General features: G+C 42.1%; 22 protein-coding genes. All 22 read right to left on the reverse strand.

Annotated elements, in window-relative coordinates; translation table 11 throughout:
- Positions 1–9 precede the first annotated feature (9 nt).
- Genes BMX56_RS21180 through BMX56_RS21285 form a run of 22 tightly spaced genes read right to left on the reverse strand, consistent with a single transcriptional unit; the run spans position 10 to position 22,475 of the window.
- Positions 10–564: a putative colanic acid biosynthesis acetyltransferase gene (locus BMX56_RS21180; RefSeq protein WP_090651687.1), complete on the reverse strand. Its 555-nt coding sequence runs from the start codon at positions 562–564 to the stop codon at positions 10–12.
- Positions 536–1,972 carry an exosortase Y gene (gene xrtY, locus BMX56_RS21185; RefSeq protein WP_090651688.1) on the reverse strand — a complete coding sequence of 479 codons (1,437 nt, stop codon included), beginning with the start codon at positions 1,970–1,972 and terminating at the stop codon, positions 536–538. Before xrtY ends, BMX56_RS21180 begins: the two co-directional genes overlap by 29 nt.
- Positions 1,969–3,108, reverse strand: coding sequence for an XrtY-associated glycosyltransferase XYAG1 (locus BMX56_RS21190; protein ID WP_090651689.1), 1,140 nt, complete (start codon positions 3,106–3,108; stop codon positions 1,969–1,971). The genes xrtY and BMX56_RS21190 overlap by 4 nt, the downstream gene beginning before the upstream one ends.
- Complete coding sequence (locus BMX56_RS21195; protein ID WP_255369885.1) at positions 3,105–4,514, reverse strand: exosortase Y-associated Wzy-like protein; 1,410 nt, start codon at positions 4,512–4,514, stop codon at positions 3,105–3,107. Before BMX56_RS21195 ends, BMX56_RS21190 begins: the two co-directional genes overlap by 4 nt.
- A complete protein-coding gene (locus tag BMX56_RS21200; RefSeq protein ID WP_090651690.1) occupies positions 4,504–5,658 on the reverse strand; it encodes a glycosyltransferase family 4 protein in 1,155 nt (384 codons plus the stop codon). Before BMX56_RS21200 ends, BMX56_RS21195 begins: the two co-directional genes overlap by 11 nt.
- Position 5,659: 1 nt before the next feature.
- Entirely contained in the window at positions 5,660–6,553 is an 894-nt protein-coding gene (locus BMX56_RS21205; RefSeq protein ID WP_090651691.1) for an FkbM family methyltransferase, read from the reverse strand.
- The gene (locus tag BMX56_RS21210) at positions 6,540–7,820 is read right to left on the reverse strand and encodes a glycosyltransferase family protein (protein WP_255369886.1); all 1,281 of its coding nucleotides are present in this window, start codon (positions 7,818–7,820) and stop codon (positions 6,540–6,542) included. The genes BMX56_RS21205 and BMX56_RS21210 overlap by 14 nt, the downstream gene beginning before the upstream one ends.
- A 4-nt stretch (positions 7,821–7,824) precedes the next feature.
- Positions 7,825–8,784, reverse strand: coding sequence for a hypothetical protein (locus BMX56_RS21215; protein WP_090651692.1), 960 nt, complete (start codon positions 8,782–8,784; stop codon positions 7,825–7,827).
- Positions 8,774–9,982 (reverse strand): glycosyltransferase family protein, encoded by a 1,209-nt coding sequence (locus BMX56_RS21220; protein WP_090651693.1) that lies wholly within the window; start codon positions 9,980–9,982, stop codon positions 8,774–8,776. Before BMX56_RS21220 ends, BMX56_RS21215 begins: the two co-directional genes overlap by 11 nt.
- Positions 9,983–9,995: 13 nt before the next feature.
- Positions 9,996–11,153, reverse strand: a complete 1,158-nt coding sequence (locus BMX56_RS21225) for a glycosyltransferase family protein (RefSeq protein WP_090651694.1) — start codon at positions 11,151–11,153, stop codon at positions 9,996–9,998.
- Entirely contained in the window at positions 11,154–12,110 is a 957-nt protein-coding gene (locus BMX56_RS21230) for a glycosyltransferase family 2 protein (RefSeq protein ID WP_090651695.1), read from the reverse strand.
- Between the two features lies 1 nt (position 12,111).
- Positions 12,112–12,912: a glycosyltransferase gene (locus tag BMX56_RS21235; protein ID WP_090651696.1), complete on the reverse strand. Its 801-nt coding sequence runs from the start codon at positions 12,910–12,912 to the stop codon at positions 12,112–12,114.
- Entirely contained in the window at positions 12,897–13,814 is a 918-nt protein-coding gene (locus BMX56_RS21240; protein ID WP_090651697.1) for a hypothetical protein, read from the reverse strand. Before BMX56_RS21240 ends, BMX56_RS21235 begins: the two co-directional genes overlap by 16 nt.
- Before the next feature lie 36 nt (positions 13,815–13,850).
- Positions 13,851–14,762 (reverse strand): glycosyltransferase, encoded by a 912-nt coding sequence (locus tag BMX56_RS21245; protein WP_090651698.1) that lies wholly within the window; start codon positions 14,760–14,762, stop codon positions 13,851–13,853.
- Entirely contained in the window at positions 14,755–15,291 is a 537-nt protein-coding gene (locus BMX56_RS30625; protein WP_090651699.1) for an acyltransferase, read from the reverse strand. The genes BMX56_RS21245 and BMX56_RS30625 overlap by 8 nt, the downstream gene beginning before the upstream one ends.
- Entirely contained in the window at positions 15,279–16,430 is a 1,152-nt protein-coding gene (locus BMX56_RS21255; protein WP_090651700.1) for a glycosyltransferase family 61 protein, read from the reverse strand. Before BMX56_RS21255 ends, BMX56_RS30625 begins: the two co-directional genes overlap by 13 nt.
- A gap of 36 nt (positions 16,431–16,466) precedes the next feature.
- Complete coding sequence (locus BMX56_RS21260; RefSeq protein ID WP_090651701.1) at positions 16,467–17,681, reverse strand: acyltransferase family protein; 1,215 nt, start codon at positions 17,679–17,681, stop codon at positions 16,467–16,469.
- Positions 17,674–18,597, reverse strand: a complete 924-nt coding sequence (locus tag BMX56_RS21265) for a glycosyltransferase family 2 protein (protein WP_090651702.1) — start codon at positions 18,595–18,597, stop codon at positions 17,674–17,676. The genes BMX56_RS21260 and BMX56_RS21265 overlap by 8 nt, the downstream gene beginning before the upstream one ends.
- A gap of 3 nt (positions 18,598–18,600) precedes the next feature.
- Positions 18,601–19,821 carry a glycosyltransferase family 4 protein gene (locus BMX56_RS21270; protein ID WP_090651703.1) on the reverse strand — a complete coding sequence of 407 codons (1,221 nt, stop codon included), beginning with the start codon at positions 19,819–19,821 and terminating at the stop codon, positions 18,601–18,603.
- A gap of 5 nt (positions 19,822–19,826) precedes the next feature.
- The gene (locus BMX56_RS21275) at positions 19,827–20,810 is read right to left on the reverse strand and encodes a glycosyltransferase family 2 protein (protein ID WP_090651704.1); all 984 of its coding nucleotides are present in this window, start codon (positions 20,808–20,810) and stop codon (positions 19,827–19,829) included.
- Complete coding sequence (locus BMX56_RS21280) at positions 20,768–21,553, reverse strand: DUF5672 family protein (protein WP_090651705.1); 786 nt, start codon at positions 21,551–21,553, stop codon at positions 20,768–20,770. Before BMX56_RS21280 ends, BMX56_RS21275 begins: the two co-directional genes overlap by 43 nt.
- The gene (locus tag BMX56_RS21285) at positions 21,543–22,475 is read right to left on the reverse strand and encodes a hypothetical protein (protein ID WP_090651706.1); all 933 of its coding nucleotides are present in this window, start codon (positions 22,473–22,475) and stop codon (positions 21,543–21,545) included. The genes BMX56_RS21280 and BMX56_RS21285 overlap by 11 nt, the downstream gene beginning before the upstream one ends.
- Between the last annotated feature and the right edge of the window lies 1 nt (position 22,476).

A 22,476-nucleotide genomic window follows, 5' to 3' on the forward strand; every position in this document is an offset into this window, starting at 1 on the left:
GGTTGTTTTTTACAGGCTAATTTCGCGGTCGCGGATTTTTACTGCCGGGTTACCCTGGTAAATGCTGTAAGATTCCATGTTTTTTGTGGCTATTGAGCCGGCGGTAAGCATAGCATGGCTTCCGGCAGTTATACCCAGGTTTACCATAGCGCCGGCGCCTATCCAAACCCCATCCTCCAAAACAACGCTTTTGGTTATCAGGTTAAACGATGCTGTTTTATAGTTATGGCTGCCGGTTAGCAATATTGCCCCCTGTGATAAGCATACGTTGGCGCCAATGGTAATCATTACAAGGCTATCTATCCAAACGTTTTCGCCAACCCAGGTATGGTCGCCAATTTGCAAAAACCAGGGGTACTTGATATTTACGCAAGGCTTTATAGTTACTTTTTTGCCTATCCTGGCGCCAAATAGCCGCAATAAAAATACTTTAAAACCACTTGATGGTATAAAGCTGGTTTTAAAGAAAACGGCATTCACATAAAACCATAACAGCCTTTTTAACGCATTGCCACCCGGGTGAAAAGGGTGGTTGTTATAAGTTGACAGGTTGGTTTTGTGCATGTTTGTTTAAGTGATTGTCGCCTTGTTTAACCCAAAAATACAGGCTTGCCATTATAATGATGTATAAAATGATATTAAATACCGTATGATGGTCAACAATCCGGCTTGAATTTTTATTCCAGAATAATGCCAACAGCACAAAACGCAAAATGTTTAAAAGCTGGATGGCTAAAATCCCGGTGACTAAAAAGATAACTTTTTGCTTTGTTTTTGTAGGATAGGCAATAACAAATGCCGCAAAAAAACTCATCAGCCCAAGCCCGAGGCAGGAGTATACCAGCACTATAGCCCCTTTGCCTGCCACCAGCAATTCGGTGCCATTATGAATAGCCGAAAAACCAAACCAGTTAAGTACCTGGGCGCTGATACTCAGCAATAACCAACGGAGGCCCCGTATGTAATTTAAGTGATTAGCCAAAAACGGGTAGTAATGTTTGCCCGGATTGGTTATCCCAAAAAACAAAATGTTAAAGTAATAGAATATCAAAAACAACGCAAGAAACCTGAAGATAAATTTCACTGGCGAGATATGGCCTGTTGTTGCTGCCCTGCCTTGTTGCCCGTTTCTCAGGATTTCATCAATTTTAACATCTACAATCAGCCTGAACCAGAAACCTTGTAAAAAATGAAAAATTACGCCTGTACGTCCATCTAATATACCCAATTGGAATATCATACGATAGGTAAAGTAAAGCATTGGCCTTACATAGCGGGGCAATTGCCACCACAACTGCTTAAGCCAGGCGGTACGCTCGTCCGGCGAGCCAAATATTGATGGTTTAAGGGTTTGCTGCCGCGTTTTTTGCATACGTTCTACCTCCTCCTGCGCCAGTAAATCGCTGTACCGGTTATGTTTGGCTATCCAGAAACTGATGTGGTTCTCTTTCAGGTTTTCTTCCAGGATATGCCCGTCTTTCCATACTTCGGTTTTGTCAGGTACGATGAACCTGTGGTCCATATTTTCATTCAGATCCGAGTAGCCGACACCAAAGCGGATCATTTTAAGCAGGTAAAAGGGATAATACCCGCCATGTTTTATCCAGCTGCCTTTAAAAAAATTCTTCCGGTTAAAGTAAATGCCGTTAACGCCCTGGTAATCCTGGTCTCTGAAATTCGCCAGTTTTTCTTTCAGTTCCGGGGTAACAACCTGGTCGGCATCTAAACAAATAATCCAGGGAGTTTTGATATCGAAGTTTTTAAGGGCGAAGTCCCATTGTTTAGGATGATTTTCAAAGGCGTGCTGCAAAACAGTTGCTCCAGCTTTTTTGGCTATGGCTACAGTATCATCATCGCTGCACGAATCTAAAATAAAAACAGGCGCATCAAGCCCGCCGACGGAATCCAGCAAACGGGGCAGGTGCTGCGCTTCATTATGGGTAATGATGATAAATGAATATGCCGGGTTCAATGCTGTGTGCTAATTTTAGTATACAAACCTATATATTTTTCAACTATGCTACCCGCGTTAAAATCGGTATAAATAATATCGGGTGCTTGTTGCCTGATGCGTTCCAGTTCATGGGGCTGGGCCACTATTTGGTCAATCATTCCGGCGACAGATATCGCGCTTGTTTCGCACAGCCAGCCAAGCTTATTTTTATTAACATAATCAGCAAGGCCCACTTCGCGGCTAATGAGTACCGGCGTGCCAACACTTAAGCTTTCAATTACGGCGTTGCCAAAGTTTTCATCATAGGATGGCAGTACAAAAAGATCATGTTTTTGTAATAACTCAAACTTGTCCTCATTTATAAAGCCCGTCCAGGTTATTTTATCGCTAACGCTTATATCGGCAGCTAACTGTTTCAGGCTATCAACATAGGCTTCGCTGCCACTGCCTGCAATGGTAAGATGGAAGGCGGCTTTGACTAAAGACAGTGCATCGATCAATATATCCAGGCCTTTTTTTTCTTCTATCCTGGAAAAGAATATGAGCTTAATTGAAGCTGTTGTTGCGTTTTGTACCGATGGATGATAAACCGGCAGTTTTACAAAATTAGGTATGATAACCGAACTTTTTGGGCTGATAATACTGTTGACAGCATCACTCTCCCGCTGCGAAGTGGCATGGATATGGCAGCGTTTCAGTATGGGTTTGCTCAATAGATTATGAATGAGTGATTTGATTGCCCGGTTTTTATTTTGAAAAGAGTAGGGGCTTAAAGTACCCCTGGCCGATACCACCACCGGTACCCCACGTATTACCGCTATAAGGCAGGATATTACCGAAACCAAATTCCACCATGCGTGGATATGTACGGCATCATAAGTTTTAGCGTTTTTCCAAACGGCTTTTAACAAGGCAGGCGATAAATGGCTATGGTCTTTAGTGATGCGCTTAAAATAAGTAACGTTTACACCATCAACCATTACCGTTTGGTTAGGGGTTACATCAAGTTCGGAAACGCCGTTGGCTGTTGTTGCAAATACGCACACGTCGCAACCTGCATTTGCCAACTGTTCGCTTAGCATCGCTACCGACATAGTTGGCCCGCCATAAACGTAAGCAGGTTTGTATGATGCCGAAATTTGTAAAATCCTCAAACTTCTTTTAAAATGTTAGATGCCGTAAGTATTTTATGGATAGCCAGCATACTGATATAGCTCCAGAATACCGTATTGATGAGGAACTCAAAACTAAGGCCGCGCCACATGATCTGGAACAAGCCGCTAAATACAAGCGCGGTTCCTAAAATATATCCACCAAAAAGTTTTTCGGCTTTTACCGAGATAATTTGTGCAACGGCCCCGTAAATAAGCATCATGACAAAAACTCCCCAACCACCAAGTGTAAGGTAGGCATCTACTATAAAAGCGGGCTTTGCTGATACCGACGAGGCCCTGTTAACTACTCCGGCATCATACACCCGCTCCATAATCAAATCTTCGGTGCTTGGTTTACCGGGCCAGAAAATGCGCGGAATGATAGCCATACCCGATTGGGCAAGCAATTTTGTGCGGTAAAAATCAACAGTCTTGGGCGTTGACTGGGTGAATTTGATGAACATATCAATTTCGCTTAATCTGTAAACCATAAAGCCCCAGTTTGAATCATCTTCATCGCCCGAATCGCTATTCAACGCGGCATCAAGTGCCAATTGGGTGGCCTCATCTGCCGAGGCATCGCCCGACCACGCGTTTTGCCTGAAAATTCGGTTATAGGTAGGCAAAAACATAAATAAAATAAGCAACGCAGGTATAAATATGCCTGCCACCATTTTTTTGTAATTGGGATACAGGAAAACCCCCAAAACCAGTACGCTAATAATAATAGGCTCCTTAAATCCCGAAGTTAAGGCGGTGTAAAAGTTAAAAAAATAAAAGGCCAGGCAAATAAGGGTATTGCCGATTTTTTTTTGAGGGATAGCAAAAGCGAGCGCCAGGGTGCCGGCTATAAAACTCAACGAACTAAACTGGTTGGCAAACTGCGATAAGCCCGGAATGCGAATGAAAAATATTGATGCAGGGAAACTGACAACGGCAAACATCATCAGTAAATTAGCCAGCTTATCTTTGGCGATGTAGTATTTTGATTTGGTACTATAATCCATAAAAATCAAAATACCCGATACGAAAGCAGCATGCCCTAAACAATAATAGCGCTGACATTGCGCGGTATACTGCAAGCGGTTCTGATCAACCAAGGTGGTGCTCACTTTTTCAAAGTTTTGATAGCCCAATACATCCAAAAAGTAAAATATGGAGGTACATGCCATGTAGCCTGCAAAAATGATCTGTACCAAAAAAATCGGGCGCATCAATTGTTCGGCTACGCTCATGTCATTAGGTATAGGCTTAACCCACCCCGTTAGTGTTAAAAAAAATATTAGGAATGATCCAAGCCAGGCTATGATATATGACAGCTGGGCATCGCTGCTTAACAAAGCAGCCAATGCCCAGGGGACATATAACATAATAATGCGTTCCATCGGGGCCTGTTTAGTTTGCATGGCTGTTATTAATTACGTTTAACATGGCATCGGCCTGTTTACTAAAGGTCCAGCCTGCTATTTTAGCTTCGGCATTGCTACCCAAAATTGTTAGCCCATTTTTTTCCCCGATGAGCGAATGCAGCTTTTTTTTAAGTGATGATGCGTTACCGGCTTCAAATATTTCGCCAGTAACGCCCGGGTTTACCAGGTCGGTAGCGCAACCGCATTTGTTTGATACTAATACTGGTTTACCAGCTGCCATGGCCTCATTTACTGCAAGCCCCCATGTTTCGCCAGGACCTTGTGAGGGCAGGCAAAACAGGTTGCAGGCCTGGTAAGTAGCCGGCATTGCCAATTGATTTTGAAAACTTAAAAAATGAACATTGCTGTTTCTGCAGGCATTTGTTTTTAACGTCTCTTCCAAAATACCGTTACCAACAAATAATAAATGAGTGTTTGGCACGTCCAAAGTTAAAAAAGCATTTAGTAATAAATCTGGCGATTTCTTTTCTTCGAATTTACCGGCAAACAATATTAAAATGTCACCCGGCTTGATGCCTAAATTCGACCTGATTTTGAAAGCTTCCTCACCTTTTTCGGCAGCAAACCTGTCGTTATCTATAGCGTGCGGCGCAAAAGTGAGCTGTTTATCTTTCAATCCGTATTTTTTAAAGTAAGCGTCATTATTGCTGCCCACATAAAACGCATGATCAACGTGGCCATAAATCCATCTTAAAAAAATAGTCCGCAATAATTGTTTAGCGCCCGGTTTAACATCCAGCAGCGTTGAGTCGCCACGAAAGTAAACCGGTATTTTATTTTTAAAATGCCTGATAACCTTTAAATGGCTATCATATGCCCAACCGTAAACCAAAACCGCATCGGCTTGCCATGATTTTATTTGATTGATAAGACCCGGATTTACAATGCCTTTAAAATTATGGGAACCCGGTTGGGTGGATGTGTTTTTTATCCACTCGTAACAATAACCATCCAGCAATGGGATATCCCATGAGATGGTTTTGCCAAAGCCTGGATCAAATTTTTCCTGCGCCTCATTACCCCAGGTATAAAATACTTTAACATCAATTTTATCTGCCAGTAATTTAAATACAGGGGCGTAGTACTGGATGGGATGAGTAGTAATGATTGCCAAACGCATTTTAAATAGCCTCGCCCATGATTTTAAATCCTTTCGACGCTTTTATACGTGTTTTTATAAACTCCACATCGCGGCAATAAATGGTATTATAACTGCCAAATGAATCCATCAAATTTAGTTCCCGTTTAAAAGGATCATATTGGTATGGCTTAAAACCTACTGACAAAAGTGCTTTGTGTATATCATCTTCATTAAAGCCATAGCGCAAACCACTACCATTCAATTCAATAATGATTGCTTTGAGTGTGGGCGGCTTTAGGGTGTCATTCATCCCTTTCAATACTTCGGTTTCAAAGCCCTCCACATCAATTTTTATGAGGGCTGGTTTATCATTAAGGCTGATAGAATCAACGCTGATCACATTTACCGTTTCTACATCCGTTGCCTGGCTTTCACTGGCACTGATAATGTGGTTGGTGGTGTCTTCGTTTTTTGAAAAAGTTAATATGCCTTCCTTGGCGCCTGCGGCCGCGTTTATTAAAGTAACCTTACTCTCCAGTTTATTCAGGCTAATGTTTTTTGTAGTTATGGCCGCAGTATTTGCCGATGCCTCGATGGCAAAAGTTTTGGCGTTACATACTCCTGAAGCCAATAGGGTGTACGATCCAACGTTGGCACCTATGTCAAAAAAAACATCGCCGGGTTGTAAAAAATGCAACAGAAACGCCATGTCATCAAACTCATGCAAGCCCGTATAAATATTGCCTGTAATACCTGTAAGGCCCTTGCGCGCATAAAAATTGATACCGGCAATATAGGGTTTCACTATAAACTTAGCCGGTTGCATACTGCTTTGAGCCTGCCAGGTTAAAAAACGGATGAAGGCTTTAAGCGGATGCCTTTTACCTAAAGGATGGTTTAATATAAAACCGAATGTTCTTTTAATTTTTCCCACCGGTAGCGCTGTCAAAAAGTTTGCATTGGTTTATAGTCATTTGCCTTGCCGAATATTTATCTACGGCCCCGGCATGATATTGGGGCGGTTCCGGGCTGCCGTTGATAAGGGAAGAAAAAAAAGCGCTGATGTTGGCCTCGGTAACAGTTTCATAATCATATACCTGTTTAACGCCATATTCCTTCATAATGTTTATTACCGAGCTTGCCTTGTTAAATATAGCTAATAGTGGCTTGGGGGTAAGTAAATACGGATAAATTTTTGAAGCCGTGTATTTAGGATCATCCGAGCCCGGAATAAATAATGCATCGGCCTGTTGCAGGGTTATTAATGTATGATAGTAGCTTATCCTGTCGGTAATTTCAATTACGCTTTCAGCAACGCCCAGTTGCCGGGCAAGCGGTGAAATGCTTGGCTTGCCTTGCCCGTTGGGGGCGTAACTTGTACCTATAAAATAAAATCGCAATGATTTTAAAGTCTCGTTGCCATTATCCAACACTGCTTTAAGGGCTTTAAACAGTGGAGTAATCGCCGGGTGCATGTCGGCACCGCCACGGCCTATGTACACTACGTTGGTGTAATTTGAGTCGAGCAGATTGGGGAAGGCATTCTTGTTCTGTTCGGCTATCTGCATATCCGGCTTAAATGCCCCGAAGGTTATAGTTGCTGATGGGATGTGTTTAATTAAAGGATAACGGTTTTTAAGATCGCTGATGTAATTATCAGATACACTGATGATGCCATCTACACTGTTCATAGCAATGGGTTCCAGGTATTTGTTGAGGCGATAAGAGAACCAGTATTTGGGTGGTCTTTGCGCTTTGGGCTTATCCTCGTAATAATCAGAAAACCAGGGATCCTGCATGTCAATTACGTAAGCGATACCATATCGTTTTTTAAAATAGGCACCTAAAATGCAAACCGGGAATTGGGTGGTCGAAAAATATATCAGATCGTAGGATTGTGTTTTTAAAAGCTCCTTTATTTTTTGCCTGTAAAACCACAGTGAGCGTAAAGCAATACTGCCCAAACCCAGTTTAGATGTAATGCTTTTTTTTAACGCTTTAACTTTATAGATCCTGATCTGCTCGGGAATACTTTGTAATAGCAGGTAATCGGTAGGTAGGTCGGCATATTGTTCATCCACCATTATTACTTCGGCTTCCCAGCCATTGGCCGCAAAATAGGGCAGGCTCATGCGGATGCGCTGCATATCGGCCCCGTTTACGGGCGGGAAGTAGGGTGATATGATGAGCAGTTTCTTCACAGGATTATTTTATCAGTCTTTTCCACCAGCGATTGTTGCTGATTTTTTCGCGCGCTGCCGACCAATCACAAACCTCATCAATAATATCGTAAAAACCCTGCTGCTTTTCGGGCAGGTTATTTGTCGCTATGATTTTAATCAGTTGCGGCAGCCCATCATAAAAAGCCTTGGTACGATAGGGTGGATGTAACGACCATAATCCTTTGCCGCTGCCTAAAAAATCAATCCGTTTTAAATGATGGCCGGTGATATAGGCAGAGATCAGGTGTTCGGGCAAATCGGCGTTGGAGTTACCTTCAATTATGGCTTTTATCTGCCCTCGTACCGGCGGTTTGGCTAGTATTAACTTATCGGTTTTAAACCAGCTTTTATTAATCATGAAAATCCTTGTGCTCATGCCTGCCAGTTGCCAGGCGTAAGGGGCAATTTTATTAACCACCTGTTGCCCGGTTAAAGTATCCATACTATTGGGCGGGCCAGGCAAAGGTGCCATAACAAAGCAGGCGGGATCTGTTTCAAAAAAATGTGCGGCTTCGGCAACCCATCCGCCATTTCCGCCACCTAAAAATATATCGGAATCTAAATGGAAAACGAGGTTATTGGCAGCCGAATAGATTCCGAAAAAATAAGCATAAAAAGGACCGCCCCTGAAGTCTTTTTCGGGCATATCCTTTTTACCGAAGAAGTAGCCTGCAACTTTTTGTTTGGTTACTACAGAATAATCAACCGGGATAACTTTAACGTTATACTTGGTTTCAATTTCTGTTGACAGGAATTGGTTTAGCAACTCTTTGTTTTCCTCCCATCCCTCGGCAAAGCGGCCTTTGCTTGGCCGGGTATCAACCGTTAATATAATCTCATCTACCTGCGTACTTAAAATAGCTAACTGATGTTTAAGGATATACCTGGCATGCGGATAATCGCCGGGCGCCAGGTTTATTTGTAGGCTTACCTTATTCTCCAAGGGCGTTGTTTACTAATTGAAGCAATTTTTTCGACTCGTTTTCCCAATTGTAAAACGCAGCTGCCTCAATGGCTTGTTGTTGGGCTAATTGTAGTTCGACGGGATTGCTAAGCCACCTATCCAACTCGTTTATTTGCTGTGCCGATGGCTGTTGCGCTAATTTGAAACCCGGTTTAAATTTATCAAAGGCTTCATCCTGGCCTTCTGTTTCACTGGCGATAACAGGCAGTCCCGATTGGATATACTGGAAAAATTTATTGGTAATGGTATAATTACGGCTTGGGGGGGTATCCAGTTCCAATGCCAGGCCAATATCAAAACCGGCTATTTTTGCGGCCAGCTGATTTTCATCAACAAGGGGATGGAAATATAGCCCGTACTGAGTGGGCATTAGGGTGGTGAGTATTTCGCGATAGTCTGTAGTTATATTGCCCAGCAAGTGTAGTTCAATGCCTGTTTTCAACGTGCTCAATACGTTTATAAATTGTTCAAGCCCCCGGCCAGGGCCAATGGTTTGTGAAAACCAGAATAATTTGAGTGGCGTGCTAAATTTTTTTATTTTATTATGAATGAATCCAGGTGACGGAAAAACATTATAAATGACTTTTGGTTGCGGGCATAAATACACCTTCGATAATTGGTTAGCCAGGGCATTTGAGGTTGTAATGCAACAGGAGCCTTTATTTAAAGCTATAGCCTCTATCCGCTGGAGTAAGCTGATGGGCCTTTCGGCGCGTGCTTCGGGCAGCAAGTCCTCCGAGTACCAGTCTTCAAAATCAAACGCCACTTTGTAACCTTCATTTAACAACCTGGTACCTATGTACGTAGCCAGCTCCTGGTGGCAGATGTATAAATTTGCTTTTGCAGCCTTAGCTTTATTATAATAGCGCATAGCGCCATAACCAAGTGCCAGGCTGTTTTCTATTTTAAAGTTACGCACAAGCACGCGGCCAATTTTACTCAGGAGCTTATCAGTAAATGAATTAAGGGTTGATGCAGAAACATTTGAGATTAACTGTAACTTAATGTTAGCAAAGGAGCCTATAGCTAACAGGTCTTGCCGGTAAAGGTCTTCCGAAATAATGCCTGTTAAAATATGAACATCATAACCTGCAGTAGCCAAAGTGGTTGCCTCTTTTAAAACCCTGGGGTTTCGGCAAAGGTGCGATTGTGTGATGATGCAGATTTTTTTTTGCAAATGCTTTAATTGTTTAGCTAAACAGCCTGGTTTTTATGAGTTGTAATGATTGCGGAATGGAATGGGAGTTAAGCGCGCGTTGCTGCCCTTTCATTCTCAGTTCTTTGCGCTTGTTTTTTGAAGCAATAAGTTCCCGGCATTTGTAAACCAGTTCATCGGCATTGGTATAGGTTTCCATATCGGTGCCCAACTCATATAACTGGGATAAGCCGGCAGTATATTCCGTCAGATAACAGGCACCCAGCATAGGCGCTTCCAGGTCACGAAGCCGGCTATAGGTTATGATATCTTTGCCAAGCGTATTGAATGTTGGCACCCGGTTGATGCCAAGTGTTACTAGGCTTTCACGGCTAAGGCGGATGTATTCGTCGAAACCAGGTTTTTCAAATATGTTTTCAACAGGTATGTTCGCAGGTATTACTTTTTTATTGCGTTGAAAATGATACGCTACAAACACCTTGATCCCTGCATTACGCAGCAGGTTGAATTGATTTTTAATTTTGGATGAGGGTTTTGGCGACAGTTGCTGTGCTGCAGGCTCGTTTGTATCATTCCAGCCATTTCCCCTTATTTGTATTGGGAGGCCCCTGGTAATCGCATCTGCCAAAAGCTGCGCGCGTAAATCATCTCTTGATCCGATGAAAGAGATGATGTCAGTTTCCTGCTCATTAAAATGGCGGTATTTAGGATCAACCCACATGGGCATGGGCAAATTAACGTGCGGAACCCGGGCGGTTTGATAAAGGTGCAGGGCTTCAAATTCAGGCACCCACACCAGGTCGAATACCTTAAACTGGAGTGGCAGTTTAGTAAACGAGCGCACATTATCGCAATAAAAATTAACGCATGGTATTCCCATCGCTTTAATTTGTTTTATTGCCCCGGTATCAATTTGTTTGGGATATAAATAACACAAAAAAATATCTATTTGCGCGCGGTTTGCTTTAATGTGGTTTATCGTTTTTTCCCATGCCTGCTGTTGCCATTGTTGCAGGGCCGGGTCATTTTCATAAGGTACAAGGCCGGCAGCCCAGTCAAGGTTTGGTACTTCAGTCCATTGCATCCCGGCTTCTTCTATCCCGTTTTTGATATAGTATGTCCAAAAGCGGTACGCCGGTATGGCATGTGGCTGGTGGCCGTTATCCTGTAAGAATGAAAGGAGGATCCTCAATTAAGGGATATTAAATAGATGTTTAACTCGTTTTGTAGCCTTCCAGCCAATTAAACCGGCAATTATTTTGGTTATGCCCCCTGCCATGAATTTTAATGTAGAACCGCCAAGCTCGAATACGCGTTTTTGCGCTTCGTTTGCCAGGCTGGAATGTTTGGGATAAGCAATGTATACATAATGCTGCCAGGTGTTGGCGCATGCCAGTTTTGCCTCGGCACCTGACCTTACTGCCAGCAGATTTTTTGTGGCTTTATCAATAGCGGTAAACGCCGATTGCATGGCCTCCTGCTGTTTACGGTCGGATAAACTGCCGCTATTGCCCGACCGGTAGTATAATATAGAATTGGGGTCGAACACTACCAATTTGCACTTTAATATAACCCGGGTAAAAAAATCAAGGTCGTCAATTAAGGTAAGCTGCTCGTCCCAAAGGCCGGCGTTTTCAATGATTTGCCTGGGCAATAAAAAAATGCCCGATTGTGTCATGGAGTGGCCGTTTTTCCATGATGAGCAAATCCAATCATATGCAGGCAGTGTTTGCCAGCAATCTTCGGGGCTCAGCTTAAAAGTATCCAGGCTGTTATCGTAAAACCTCCCCCATTTTGCCGAAATAATACAATCCGGGTTTTCAACGGCCAGCTTAACTTGGCTTTCAATCATTTGAGGATTGATGATATCGTCGCCATCTAAAAATTTGATATACTGCCCGTTTGATTTGTTGTAAGCCAAATTACGGGCAGCGGCAGCACCACGGTTTTGCTGATAATAAATGCTGATATTTTGATGCTGCAGGCTTTTTAATAAACTTTTGGTGCTATCTGTAGAGCCATCATCAACTACTATTATCTCGATGTTTTTGTAGGTTTGATTAACTACCGCATTAATCGTATCAATGATATAGTTTTCACCATTATAAACCGGGATGCACACAGAAACTAAAGGAGCGGAAACAGACATTTTATTTGATACCGTGTTTACGCTTTAGCTTCTCGAACAATGAACCCTTATCGTATTGGCCATTTTTATCAAGTTTGCCGGTATTCCATATTTCGTTCCAAAAATGTACAGTGTACGATTCCGGGCCTATTTTTCTGCCGGGCATGGTATCAGGCTTTAACAGAGGCCTTAACACTTCTTTTACTTTACTGCTTGTGCTCATTTTCCCCAAAATCAATTCACTTACATTTTTCCAGGCAATAGGGTTAAAATAACGATATGGCAGTACAAGTTTTTCTAACTCCAGTTCTTTTACCGCTTTTTGAAATAAAAACGGACCAGCTAAACCGAAAGACATGGTTTTGAGATCAATCAGGGCAATTTGGTCAAGGCAGTATTGTACAAAATCGCTATCCTTTGGTGCTTTAAAAACGCAGTTGTTTACCAGTTGGTCATATTCACCTTCATAGCTCGAACAAAAAACGGTATCGGCTTCAAAGTCGAATTTTTTGAGGCAAATGATATCCATGTCAACCCACCATCCCCCGTTTTTTTGAACCATCAGCAAACGGAACAAATCGGCAAAGCCTGATACAGAACCAGCGCCCCAGCCGGTTTTGTATTTGAAAATAGCCTCTTCACCAATAATACTTCTTGCGTTATGGATAATGGTATCTTTAGGTGCGTTGGTTATTTCTTCATAGGCATATAAATGAAAATTGTGCCCATGATCAATAAACGATTGTATACATAATTGTTCAACCTTTGATAACTGGCCGCCTATCCATAAGGATTGGATATGTTTATTTATATCGCTTTCCATGCTTTCTTAAAGTATCCTTCTTTTGATAAATCTACGTAATGATGAAGTGTCCCAATATGACTGTTAATCCTGTTCGTATCAGGATTAACAATATATTCGTCTGCCGGTAAAACCACTGCTTCTACGTTGGCTAATAACATGGCCGTTAAAGCTTGTTCAAGGTAATACGAGCTGCCTTCCTTTTCCTCCAGTCCTGTTGTCCAGCTTTCTAAATGGGCCCAATTTACAGCACTGCTTTTGAGGCCAATTGCGCCTACATTTAACAATGACGGAATCTTGTTTTTACAAAGCTGCTCCATCAATTGTCTGCTGTAACCATATGATTCCTGGCAATCCTGCATATATATAGGGTTTTGGGGTTCTTTTAGCCAATTAACGATGGCCAACGGATCGTTCCAAAACATCATATCCGAATCTAAAACCAATTTCCAATCCTCACCGGGGATGGTATGTACATCTGTCAGTTTCTTAATATGCGGATAAACCTGGCGTTTATGGTGTAAAACCGGGTATTGGTGTTTGGGCAATATTTTATTAATGTTTTGATCTATCATTTGCCTGCTCACTATACCGGCACCGGGTAATTGGGTATTTATTTGTTTAATTAGCTGTTCGTCAAAACTACCATCATCAACCAATATAAATTTAAAAGGAGTTTGGCTGACCTTTATTAATGACTGTATGCAGAACAGTGTTTGGTACAGGTACTTTTTCCCGGTTAAAAAGTAAACCTCCAGGCCATCTGCCGCGGATTGAACGGGCGGCAAATGAGTGGCCGCATGCTGCATCAGTTTTTGACCCTGCAGCATTTTACGGTAATTAAAATATCCACCAAAACGGTTAAAGTGTTTTAACCGGGCCTTAGGGTAACGATATAAAACATTAATTACTGACTGCAACACTTATAAAATGCCGATTTAAGTAGATAAAAGAAATTTTCATTGTTTGGCCAGGCCATCAAAAGTGCCGCAGGCACCCTGCCACCTGATGTAGTTTACCTTATTTTTCCAGGCTTTATAAGTAAACCATGCTTTTATCTTGCGTGGAAATACTGTCCAACCGGCAATTTGCGGCCAGGGGTTTATCCCGTGGCTTTGCAGCAGCCGCACCCATGAGTTGCTGCTGTTATTGATTAACCGCGCCATGTAGCCGGTTTCCAGTCTTTGGGCCGGGATAATATGGTGTAATACCAGGCCTGGTAAATAGGCCACATGCCAGCCTGCTTTCAGTATTTCTAAAACAATATCATTGTCACCACCCGAACTTAGGGAATCGCCCTTTCTATCGGTAATAACATTTTTTTGTGTTTCAATTTTTTTGATATACGTGTTCAGCGCCACTTTCCTGATAGCTATCCCTGCACCAATGGGTGCACAAACGGGGTATTTATGATTCCATGAAGCAGTTAAAATCTCATCGCCAAGGTCGCGCAAAGCTAAGCTTGAATAGAACTCCGGTAGCCATGCCGGTGGTGTGCCTTCAAATACAGCAAGCGATTTGCCCCCTATAGCACCAAGCTTAGGTTGTTCCAGGAATGCTTTTAATGCATTTTGCAGATAGTTATCTTCGAGTATGTTGTCATCATCAACTAATATCAAAACTTGCCCCTGGGCTTCTTTAAAGCCTTTTAGCCTGGCGTAGGTTAGCCCTTGCGCTGTTTCCCTGACAATTTTATGATTAGGTTGCCATCCAAGGTCTGCATTAATGGGTTGGTTGGAGTTATTATCAACTATTATTAATTCCCATGCCTGCAATGGAAGGCTTTGCTTTTGTAAACCGGTTAACGTTTTAGCAAGCCTGTTTGCATCAGGGTTGTAAGTGGGGATGATAACACTTAGCATATCAGCCATTTCTGTAGTTAACTACTTTTGCGGGCACACCCATTGCTATAGCATAGGGCGGCAGGTTTTTGGTAACCACCGAACCGGCGCCAACAACGCAGCCATCGCCAATGGTAACGCCGCCTAAAACTTTAACCCCGGCGCCTATCCAAACGTCGCTGCCAATTTTAACCGGCAGCAAAATATCACCCTGCGAGCGGATTAGCGTGCCCTTATCGGGAATGGTATGGTTAGCGCTTACAATACAGGTATGCATAGCAATCAATGTATTTTCGCCTATGTCGACCCCGCCATGGCCGTAGATACACACGTATTCGCCTAAAAAAGTGTTTTTTTGTATGTTGACGGTTCCTCCATAAGCCTTGATAATTACGCCCCGCGAAAGTTCGCATTGAGGCGCGATTGTAATTTCACCCTTTTTGCCGTTCAAAAAACCCCGTGACAAAAAGGTATTTGGTTTTATGATAACAGGTTGATGAATAGTTATGCCTAATAACCTAAAAAACGTGGCATACAGGCTACTTATTAGTTTTGACATACAAAATCATTCAATAATGTTTTCAAAAAGGCAAGGCCCTTCTTACTGTCGTGTTCATCTTCAAAATTGAGCCAGGCTACATGATGTTTCAGTTGGCATACTGACGATAGCCTGTAAAAACAAGGTTTAAAAAGCATCCCATCGGGGAATAACTCCAAAATATGTGTACCCTTGTTACATAGATAAATGTTACTTAAACCTGCGCCATGGGGCGCAATAATGTGTGTGGCCGACTGCATCTTTTCGATAGTTTCGATAGCGCTCAGTCCCGAAAGGTCGATGGTTTCAATCGATGGGAAATGCTCCAGCAATGGGCGTTCCCAAACAATATCCCGTGAAGCGGCCCCTTTACGGCTGATCCAAATTATTTTGCATGGAGCGGGTTGTTCTGTTGGAGTGATATTGAACAGGGCCTTTAAGGCGTCAATGCTCCATGGGTTTATCTGCTGATCGTTAACCAATCTGCCGGTAAATAACAGCTGCTCACATTCGTAATGTGCGGTGTTAGTGGCCCAGATTATTTTTGAGGTATCGACGTTTGCCCTTTGAAGCCACTTTAATTTCCAGTCGGTTGCCGGTCCATTAAACAATATATGGTCAACATGCCTCATTAGTGGCATGGCAAAATGGATTTTAACTATCGATTCAAATAAAAAATGATAAAAACCACCGTCGGCACCATTTGTCAGGCAGGAGAGTGTGGTGCCATCCAGGTACGTTTTTTGCGGGAAATGGACAACATTGGTTAAAGCAGAATCGCTTAAATCAACCGTCCATTCCTTGGCAGATTCATCAATAAAGCATCTCCGCTGGCTATCGTATACCAATCCGATAGCGCACCAAACTGTACCCTCTGATACACTATATAAGTACCTGTGGGGCTCTTTAAACACACCATTGGTTTTAAACCTTGGCTTTTTCCCAACTGTTTGCCTCGGGACGGTTTGGTTGTAAGTTATAAGCGGTAAATCGTAAGCTATTGGTTGGCCCGCTTCGTGCAGTAAAATGCCGGTAAGCGATTCGGGACGGTCAATGGCTTCGCCGGTTTTGGGGCGGTACAGGTCTGTAAAACTTTTAATTTGATATGGGTTGCCGGTGAAGCATCTGATCCATATTTTTTTTAAAAGTTTCGAGATCATTTTATAAGCTGGCTTTTTTTAATTGTATCATCAAAGTTAACCTTTACCAATGAGCTGTTTTTTTATCCTGGGTTGAATAACGAGTTCGGCAATTGTTGACAGGGCACCGGCGATTAACACCGATGCCGATAGGCCAACTATTAATAAAGTAACGCCCGAAAGATATTTTGTAAGGCAGCTATTTAAAAAATAAAGCACCGGGAAATGGAAAACATACAGGGCATATGAGATGCGCCCTAATTTACTTAACCGCCCTAAAAAGTCAATTTTGAAATTGATGGGCAGTGTGATAATTGCAAGGGCAAAATAAAATATGCCATAAATCCAATTAATCTGCGAAAATAAAGGGTGTTTGAAGTAAAGTAATAACAATAAGTGGAATACCGGAATGGAGTAGGCCAAAAGCTTTATGCAATTCATATATTTTACTGACCTGTTGGTTAGTTCCATAATTATAATGAAGCAGACAGGCAAATAAACCAAATCCCCAAAAGAAACTTTAAAAGCAAAGTCAAGTTTTAAATGTACAAAGTGAGGGATAAGATTGCGGGTATCAAAACTATGGATCGCCAGGAGAAGAGCGAAATAGCTGATCAATGAATGCCACCTTTTTTTGGTTGCGACTATAACTGTAGTTTTAGTTTGGGCTATATAAAGGCCAAGCATCCAAAAGATTGCGCCAACTAACAGTGATTTTAAAATTGTAGCATCCCGATTGCTCAATACAAATGCAACTGATAAAACACTAATGGCTAAGCACCAATGCACGTTGTATCTGCCAGCCTTCCATAAAGCTAAAAAAAGTATATAAAACGTTACCTCATAGCTAAGAGACCATAAAGCACTATTTGACGAAATGGTGCTTACAAAAAACTCCTGCATAAAAAAAAGATGCCCTAACAGTTGCCGTACCGAAAAAGCTCCGCCTTTATAAACCAGGAACGAAATGATGATTGCTAAAATATATATAGGGTATAAACGGACGGCCCTTTTTTTTAGATAAGCAATAACATTTATTTTATTAAAGGGCGTATAGATATGATTTAATCCGATTACGTAACCCGAAAGCACGAAAAATATGAGCACCGCTTCATGCGCAAACTCAAGGTGCACAAAAAAATCATAATGCGGAATTTGGAATGAATGAAAAAAATCGAAGGTCAGGAAGTGGGATATGGCGACAACCAACGCGCATAATCCTCTCAATCCCTCCAATTTATGGTCATAACCCGATTGTTGTTGTTTAGTCATCGGCACTGTTTTTAAATGCAATTTTGAGTTGAGTCATCCGCAGGTTGATCCTTAACCATGCTGGCAATATAGTGTTTATCACACCCCAAACCGGGCTTTTGCTATCCGGAACCTTTAATCCGCATAGCTCACTTAGCCTTAAGGCAGATTTGGCATCGGGATATCGGCGCGAAAGAATAAGTTTACTGGCCGTCAGTTGAGCTTGTTTTCCTATCGTGCGCAGAACGTTTTTATCAGTATAATGTTTCTGGTATGTTTTTAAAAGCGTCAGCCTGGTTAGCCAGCCAGATGTTTGATCTGCGCTTGCAGAGTTTGAATATCGGATAGAAATAGAAAGTACCTCCTCAATAACATAAAACCTTGCGCCTGCGCCAGCCAGCCTGACATGAAGATCGGCATCTTCCCAAATACGTAAGCTGGTATCAAAGCCGCCTGCCACTGAAAATTTTTCTTTTCGGTACAAACCATTAATGCCGCCGATAGGATGGCCGATGGTATATGAAACAGGGGACTGATTTATTTGCTCGTTCGAGTATTTCCAGCTAAGCAAAATATTTTTTTGATCGGTGCTGTACCAGTCAACATTACAGAGTATAACATCGTAATTGCCGGTTTGCGCAACGGCCACAGTCTTTACCAGGTAATCGGGATCTAAAAAATCATCAATATCGTGAAAATGAAACCAATCGCCTTTTGCCGCCGATGCAAGTGTATTCCGTGCAAAACCGGGCCCCCGGTTGGTTTCTCCCTTTATTACCGTGCAGCCCCTTGCCTGCAGTATCGAAACCGTATTATCAGTGCTTGCATCGTCATAAAACAACACCTCGTCGAATGCTTTGTTTAAATTACTGATGTTGGCTAAAAAGCCGTCAATGAATTTTTCTGAATTATAACATGGAACTAATAAGCTATACACTGTTTAATTGTGCAAAATCCGTTTTAATTTTTTGTAAGCTTTAACCAGCATTGGCGGCTCTCTTCTGTCGAGTCCTGCAAAGTAGGGGTGAGCCGGTGGCAGGTTGAGCCTGGATGGAATTGCGATTGTTTTTTTTTGCCTACCCGCTAAATCGTTAAACAACTTAATCCAGCTGGCCAGGTTTTTATCTGAAGAGAATTGGTCATTTATCAATTTTTGACAGTTTAAAGAGATCTCTTCCCATTTACCGGCATTGTGCTTTAGGTATTCAATTTTCGATAACAGGCCTTCCGGACCATTGGTAAGTAAGCCGGTAATGCCATCGTGTACCAATTCGGGGACGCCCGAATTGATGGATTTGCAAACCGGTACTACACCGCAGCCCATCGCTTCCATTAAAGCTACAGGAATGCCTTCATAATCAGACATCAATACAAAGACGTGACTGGAAAGCAGCACCCGTTGAACATCATCTGGTAAAATGCTTCCCTTAAAAAAAACATTTTCGGGGTTGTTGTACGCGTTAATAATACTATTTACCAAAAAAGTGTCAGGACCGGAACCATAAATATAAAAGGCAACATCGGGTAACTTTTGCGCACATCTGCAAAAAGAAGTTGTTATATCATCTATCCTTTTTTGGTCCTTAACTATCCTCCCAATGTACACTACATTAAATGTTTCCCCCGGCTTTAATAAGGCCTTCTGTTTAGGTACAGGGGCGCCACATGGTATTTTATATAGCTTGATGTGCTGGTTGCGTTGTTTTACGTTTTTGTATAATGCTTCTGATACCGTTACAACTACACTGACATTGGTGTGGTTACCTTCGGCAACAAACTGGTCAATTATCGCGGCATATTCAGCATCGTCATTGTGTAGTACTGCAATAGTTGGTAAGTCGGCCTCTTTTGCCCATTTGGCGGCGTGCAGGGCTGGTACCATGTTTCCCGGTACAAATACATCAGCGTTTTCGGCCTTTAAATATTTCAGTATCCAGTTAACCTGCTTCCCGGTATAGTGCGGGGTGGGTATTATTGTACATTTTATACCTTTTGCCCTTAGCTGGGGAATTGTAGTACAATCTCCCTCGGCCGCCCAGGCTATAAAAATTACGCTTACTTCAATATTGTTTTTTAGTAAATCAGGCAGTAACCTTATTAGCCAGGTATTTATCCCGTTAATGATGTTTTTTCCGTCGTAAGCACAAAAAACAACTTTCACTGGTTTTATTTAAGGCTAATTTTGTCTAAAATGTTAATGATCCTGTTGTATGCCCGGTAAAGTAACATTTTCTTATCCCAGTCATAAACCGGGCCATGGCCATCCTGGCTGCAAATAAGCTGGTGGTCTTTTTCTCGTGCCGCATCCAGGTAGGGACTCGATGTTTTGGCATCTTCATGCACATTGGCAACCGATAATGGCTGTTTAATTAACCGCCGTGTATTGCCTTTAATAATGCGAAGCCAAAGCTCATAATCTAACGAGCATTGCAAGGCCTCATTAATTGGCTGATGGATGCGGGCAGCCCAGAAGCACGAGGGCTGTGGCAGCGCAGGGATACGGATAAAATAATCTAATAACGGATTAACTTTTAAAAGTTCAAATCGCGCTGTGTTAACGTGAAAATTATAAGCATAGCCATATATAAAATCAACCTTGCCCGCTATAAAGCCACGGGCTACTAACCCAAATACATCCTTCAAATAATAATCATCACTGTTTATCCAGGCCATGTAGTCGCCCGATGCCAGGCTAAAGCCTAAGTTAATGGCATGACTTTGGCCCTTATCTTTTTCACTTTGACTGTAACTGAGCCAGGGCGAATATTTTTCGATAATATCTTTAGAATTATCTGTGCTGCCGCCATCAATTACAAGATACTCCAGGTTAGGGTAGTTTTGTAACAATACCGAGCGGATGGTTTGCTCTAAAAACCGGCCCTGGTTATAAGAGGGCGTAACAATAGTTAACTTAGGCCATGTTGTGTTATTGTTGTAAATGACCGGGCTGCTTTCTTCTGTCCAGGGCCAGCCGGTTTTACCGGCGGGCTGGGCAGGTAGTGATTTTAATAAACCATTTTTTGCTGATGGCACCACCGGGACAGGGTAGGCTACGCCTTTTTTTTGGAATGACGACCGGTATGCGGCAAGGTCAGGAAGCGGGAAGTTCAATTTAGTGTTCGATGATGTTTTATTATCAGGGGCTTCCATGTTTCCCAATCATGTTTTTCGAAAGCATGGCAGCCAAAGGGCAGTTCGCCATTTAGTTTTTTTAATGATAGGAGGGGAGATTCCTCTATCGAAAACCTTAAAGCCACTCCGTCGGCCGGTAATTTAAAAAACGGGTAAAAAACGTTTCCCCAATATTTAAAGAAGCCATCTTCATTATGGGTTCCCCAGGCTTTAACTTTTCCCTTTAATATCTTAAGCAGCCAGTAACAGGCTTTGGTTTTTCGTAAAGAAAAGCCGCCGTTGCCAACATTGCTTATTTTATGGTTTGTTTTAAAAAGGTGGTTAATAAGATTTATAAACTTTGTATAACCTTTCAAAAGTTGCATTCGCCCGTCCCGGTTTTCATGTGGCATATGCGGTGCGCCAATGAAATCGTAATTTTTATTGCACCAGTAGGTTAGCTCATCTTTAAAAACATAGGCATCCAGCTGATAAATAAGGATAAACTTATAGTCAAAAAATGATTTATAAAAGCTGGGCGATAACATTAATTGATTATACCCGGCTATGCTTTCAAAATAACAATCATCAAAAGTTAACAAGTTAAACCCGGCATCTGCGCAAATGCTTTTATAGGCATCCGGATTTAGCCTGTTTGGGCCTACAAATATGATAGGATGTTTTTTTAAGACAGATAAACATTGTTTTAGCGAAATAACCTCATTATCAGAAAGCTGTTGTTTGTATATTGGGATAACTACCGCGGTAAGCTTATTTGCCATTTTTTTGAACCCAAAGTTTGCTAAACCTGCTAATAACAGATTTTAATTTATTGGTGTAATACCCTGCGTTTGAGCCTATCAATATATTGTATCGCTCATAATTATCGGCTTGTTTATTAATGCTGATTTTTTGAGGATGGTGAATAGCCATAATTGTATGTTGTTCCATCTGGCTCTGGTGCGAGTTGCTATCAAAAGTATGTGTGGCGTGTGGGCCAAAGCCTATATTTGAAACCATATTTTTCCATGGTACGGCGCATAGACCGTTATTTTTCCAAATCCAATACATCCATTGATAATCCCAGGCATCAAGCCCGTTGATAATCATTTTTAAACTGCCTTCCCAAAGCCGGCGTTCCCTGCTGTTGGCAAATGTGTTTTGTATCACATTGGTCCTTACAGCTTCGGTTTCATCATCCAGCTTAAAGTTGTAATTGGCCCAGGCCCGCTTCCAGGTTGCCCAACCCCAGGCATGCGGATATCGTGAAAAATAGTATGTATCGGCATTTAATGGTTTGGGCTGATAGCTGGTACCGCAAATCATCATTACGCTGGCATCATTATGATATTTTTTTAACAGATTTTCGCAAAACTCAAAAAAACTCTGATTAGGGATACAGTCATCTTCCAGTATGATGCCTTCATCCACCTGCGAAAAAAACCAGGTGATGGCTGTAGCCGGCGCGAACCCACAGCCCAGGTTTTTAGATTGATATAGTGTTTTTACCTCGCAGTCCCAATCAATTTGTGATACTATTTGCTTGCACTGATTGCCCAGTTCGATGTCGGCAGGTTTATGTTCCCGTGGCCCGTCGGCAGCAATGAACAAGTATTTTGGCTGTTGCTTTCGGATTTCAGCAAAAACCTTCTCCGTGGTGTCCGGGCGGTTAAATATCAGGAATAAAATAGGCGTACTTAACACG

Source organism: Mucilaginibacter sp. OK283, assembly GCF_900110415.1.
GTDB lineage: Bacteria > Bacteroidota > Bacteroidia > Sphingobacteriales > Sphingobacteriaceae > Mucilaginibacter.

What these genes read in the sequence shown, in the direction of transcription:
- BMX56_RS21255 (WP_090651700.1), bottom strand. Translation starts at nt 16,430, where the DNA reads ATGATCTCGAAACTTTTAAAAAAAATATGGATCAGATGCTTCACCGGC.
- BMX56_RS21275 (WP_090651704.1), bottom strand. Translation starts at nt 20,810, where the DNA reads ATGGAAGCCCCTGATAATAAAACATCATCGAACACTAAATTGAACTTC.
- BMX56_RS21200 (WP_090651690.1), bottom strand. Translation starts at nt 5,658, where the DNA reads ATGCGTTTGGCAATCATTACTACTCATCCCATCCAGTACTACGCCCCT.
- BMX56_RS21230 (WP_090651695.1), bottom strand. Translation starts at nt 12,110, where the DNA reads ATGTCTGTTTCCGCTCCTTTAGTTTCTGTGTGCATCCCGGTTTATAAT.
- BMX56_RS21280 (WP_090651705.1), bottom strand. Translation starts at nt 21,553, where the DNA reads ATGGCAAATAAGCTTACCGCGGTAGTTATCCCAATATACAAACAACAG.
- BMX56_RS30625 (WP_090651699.1), bottom strand. Translation starts at nt 15,291, where the DNA reads ATGTCAAAACTAATAAGTAGCCTGTATGCCACGTTTTTTAGGTTATTA.
- BMX56_RS21260 (WP_090651701.1), bottom strand. Translation starts at nt 17,681, where the DNA reads ATGACTAAACAACAACAATCGGGTTATGACCATAAATTGGAGGGATTG.
- BMX56_RS21195 (WP_255369885.1), bottom strand. Translation starts at nt 4,514, where the DNA reads ATGCAAACTAAACAGGCCCCGATGGAACGCATTATTATGTTATATGTC.
- BMX56_RS21235 (WP_090651696.1), bottom strand. Translation starts at nt 12,912, where the DNA reads ATGGAAAGCGATATAAATAAACATATCCAATCCTTATGGATAGGCGGC.
- BMX56_RS21180 (WP_090651687.1), bottom strand. Translation starts at nt 564, where the DNA reads ATGCACAAAACCAACCTGTCAACTTATAACAACCACCCTTTTCACCCG.
- BMX56_RS21245 (WP_090651698.1), bottom strand. Translation starts at nt 14,762, where the DNA reads ATGGCTGATATGCTAAGTGTTATCATCCCCACTTACAACCCTGATGCA.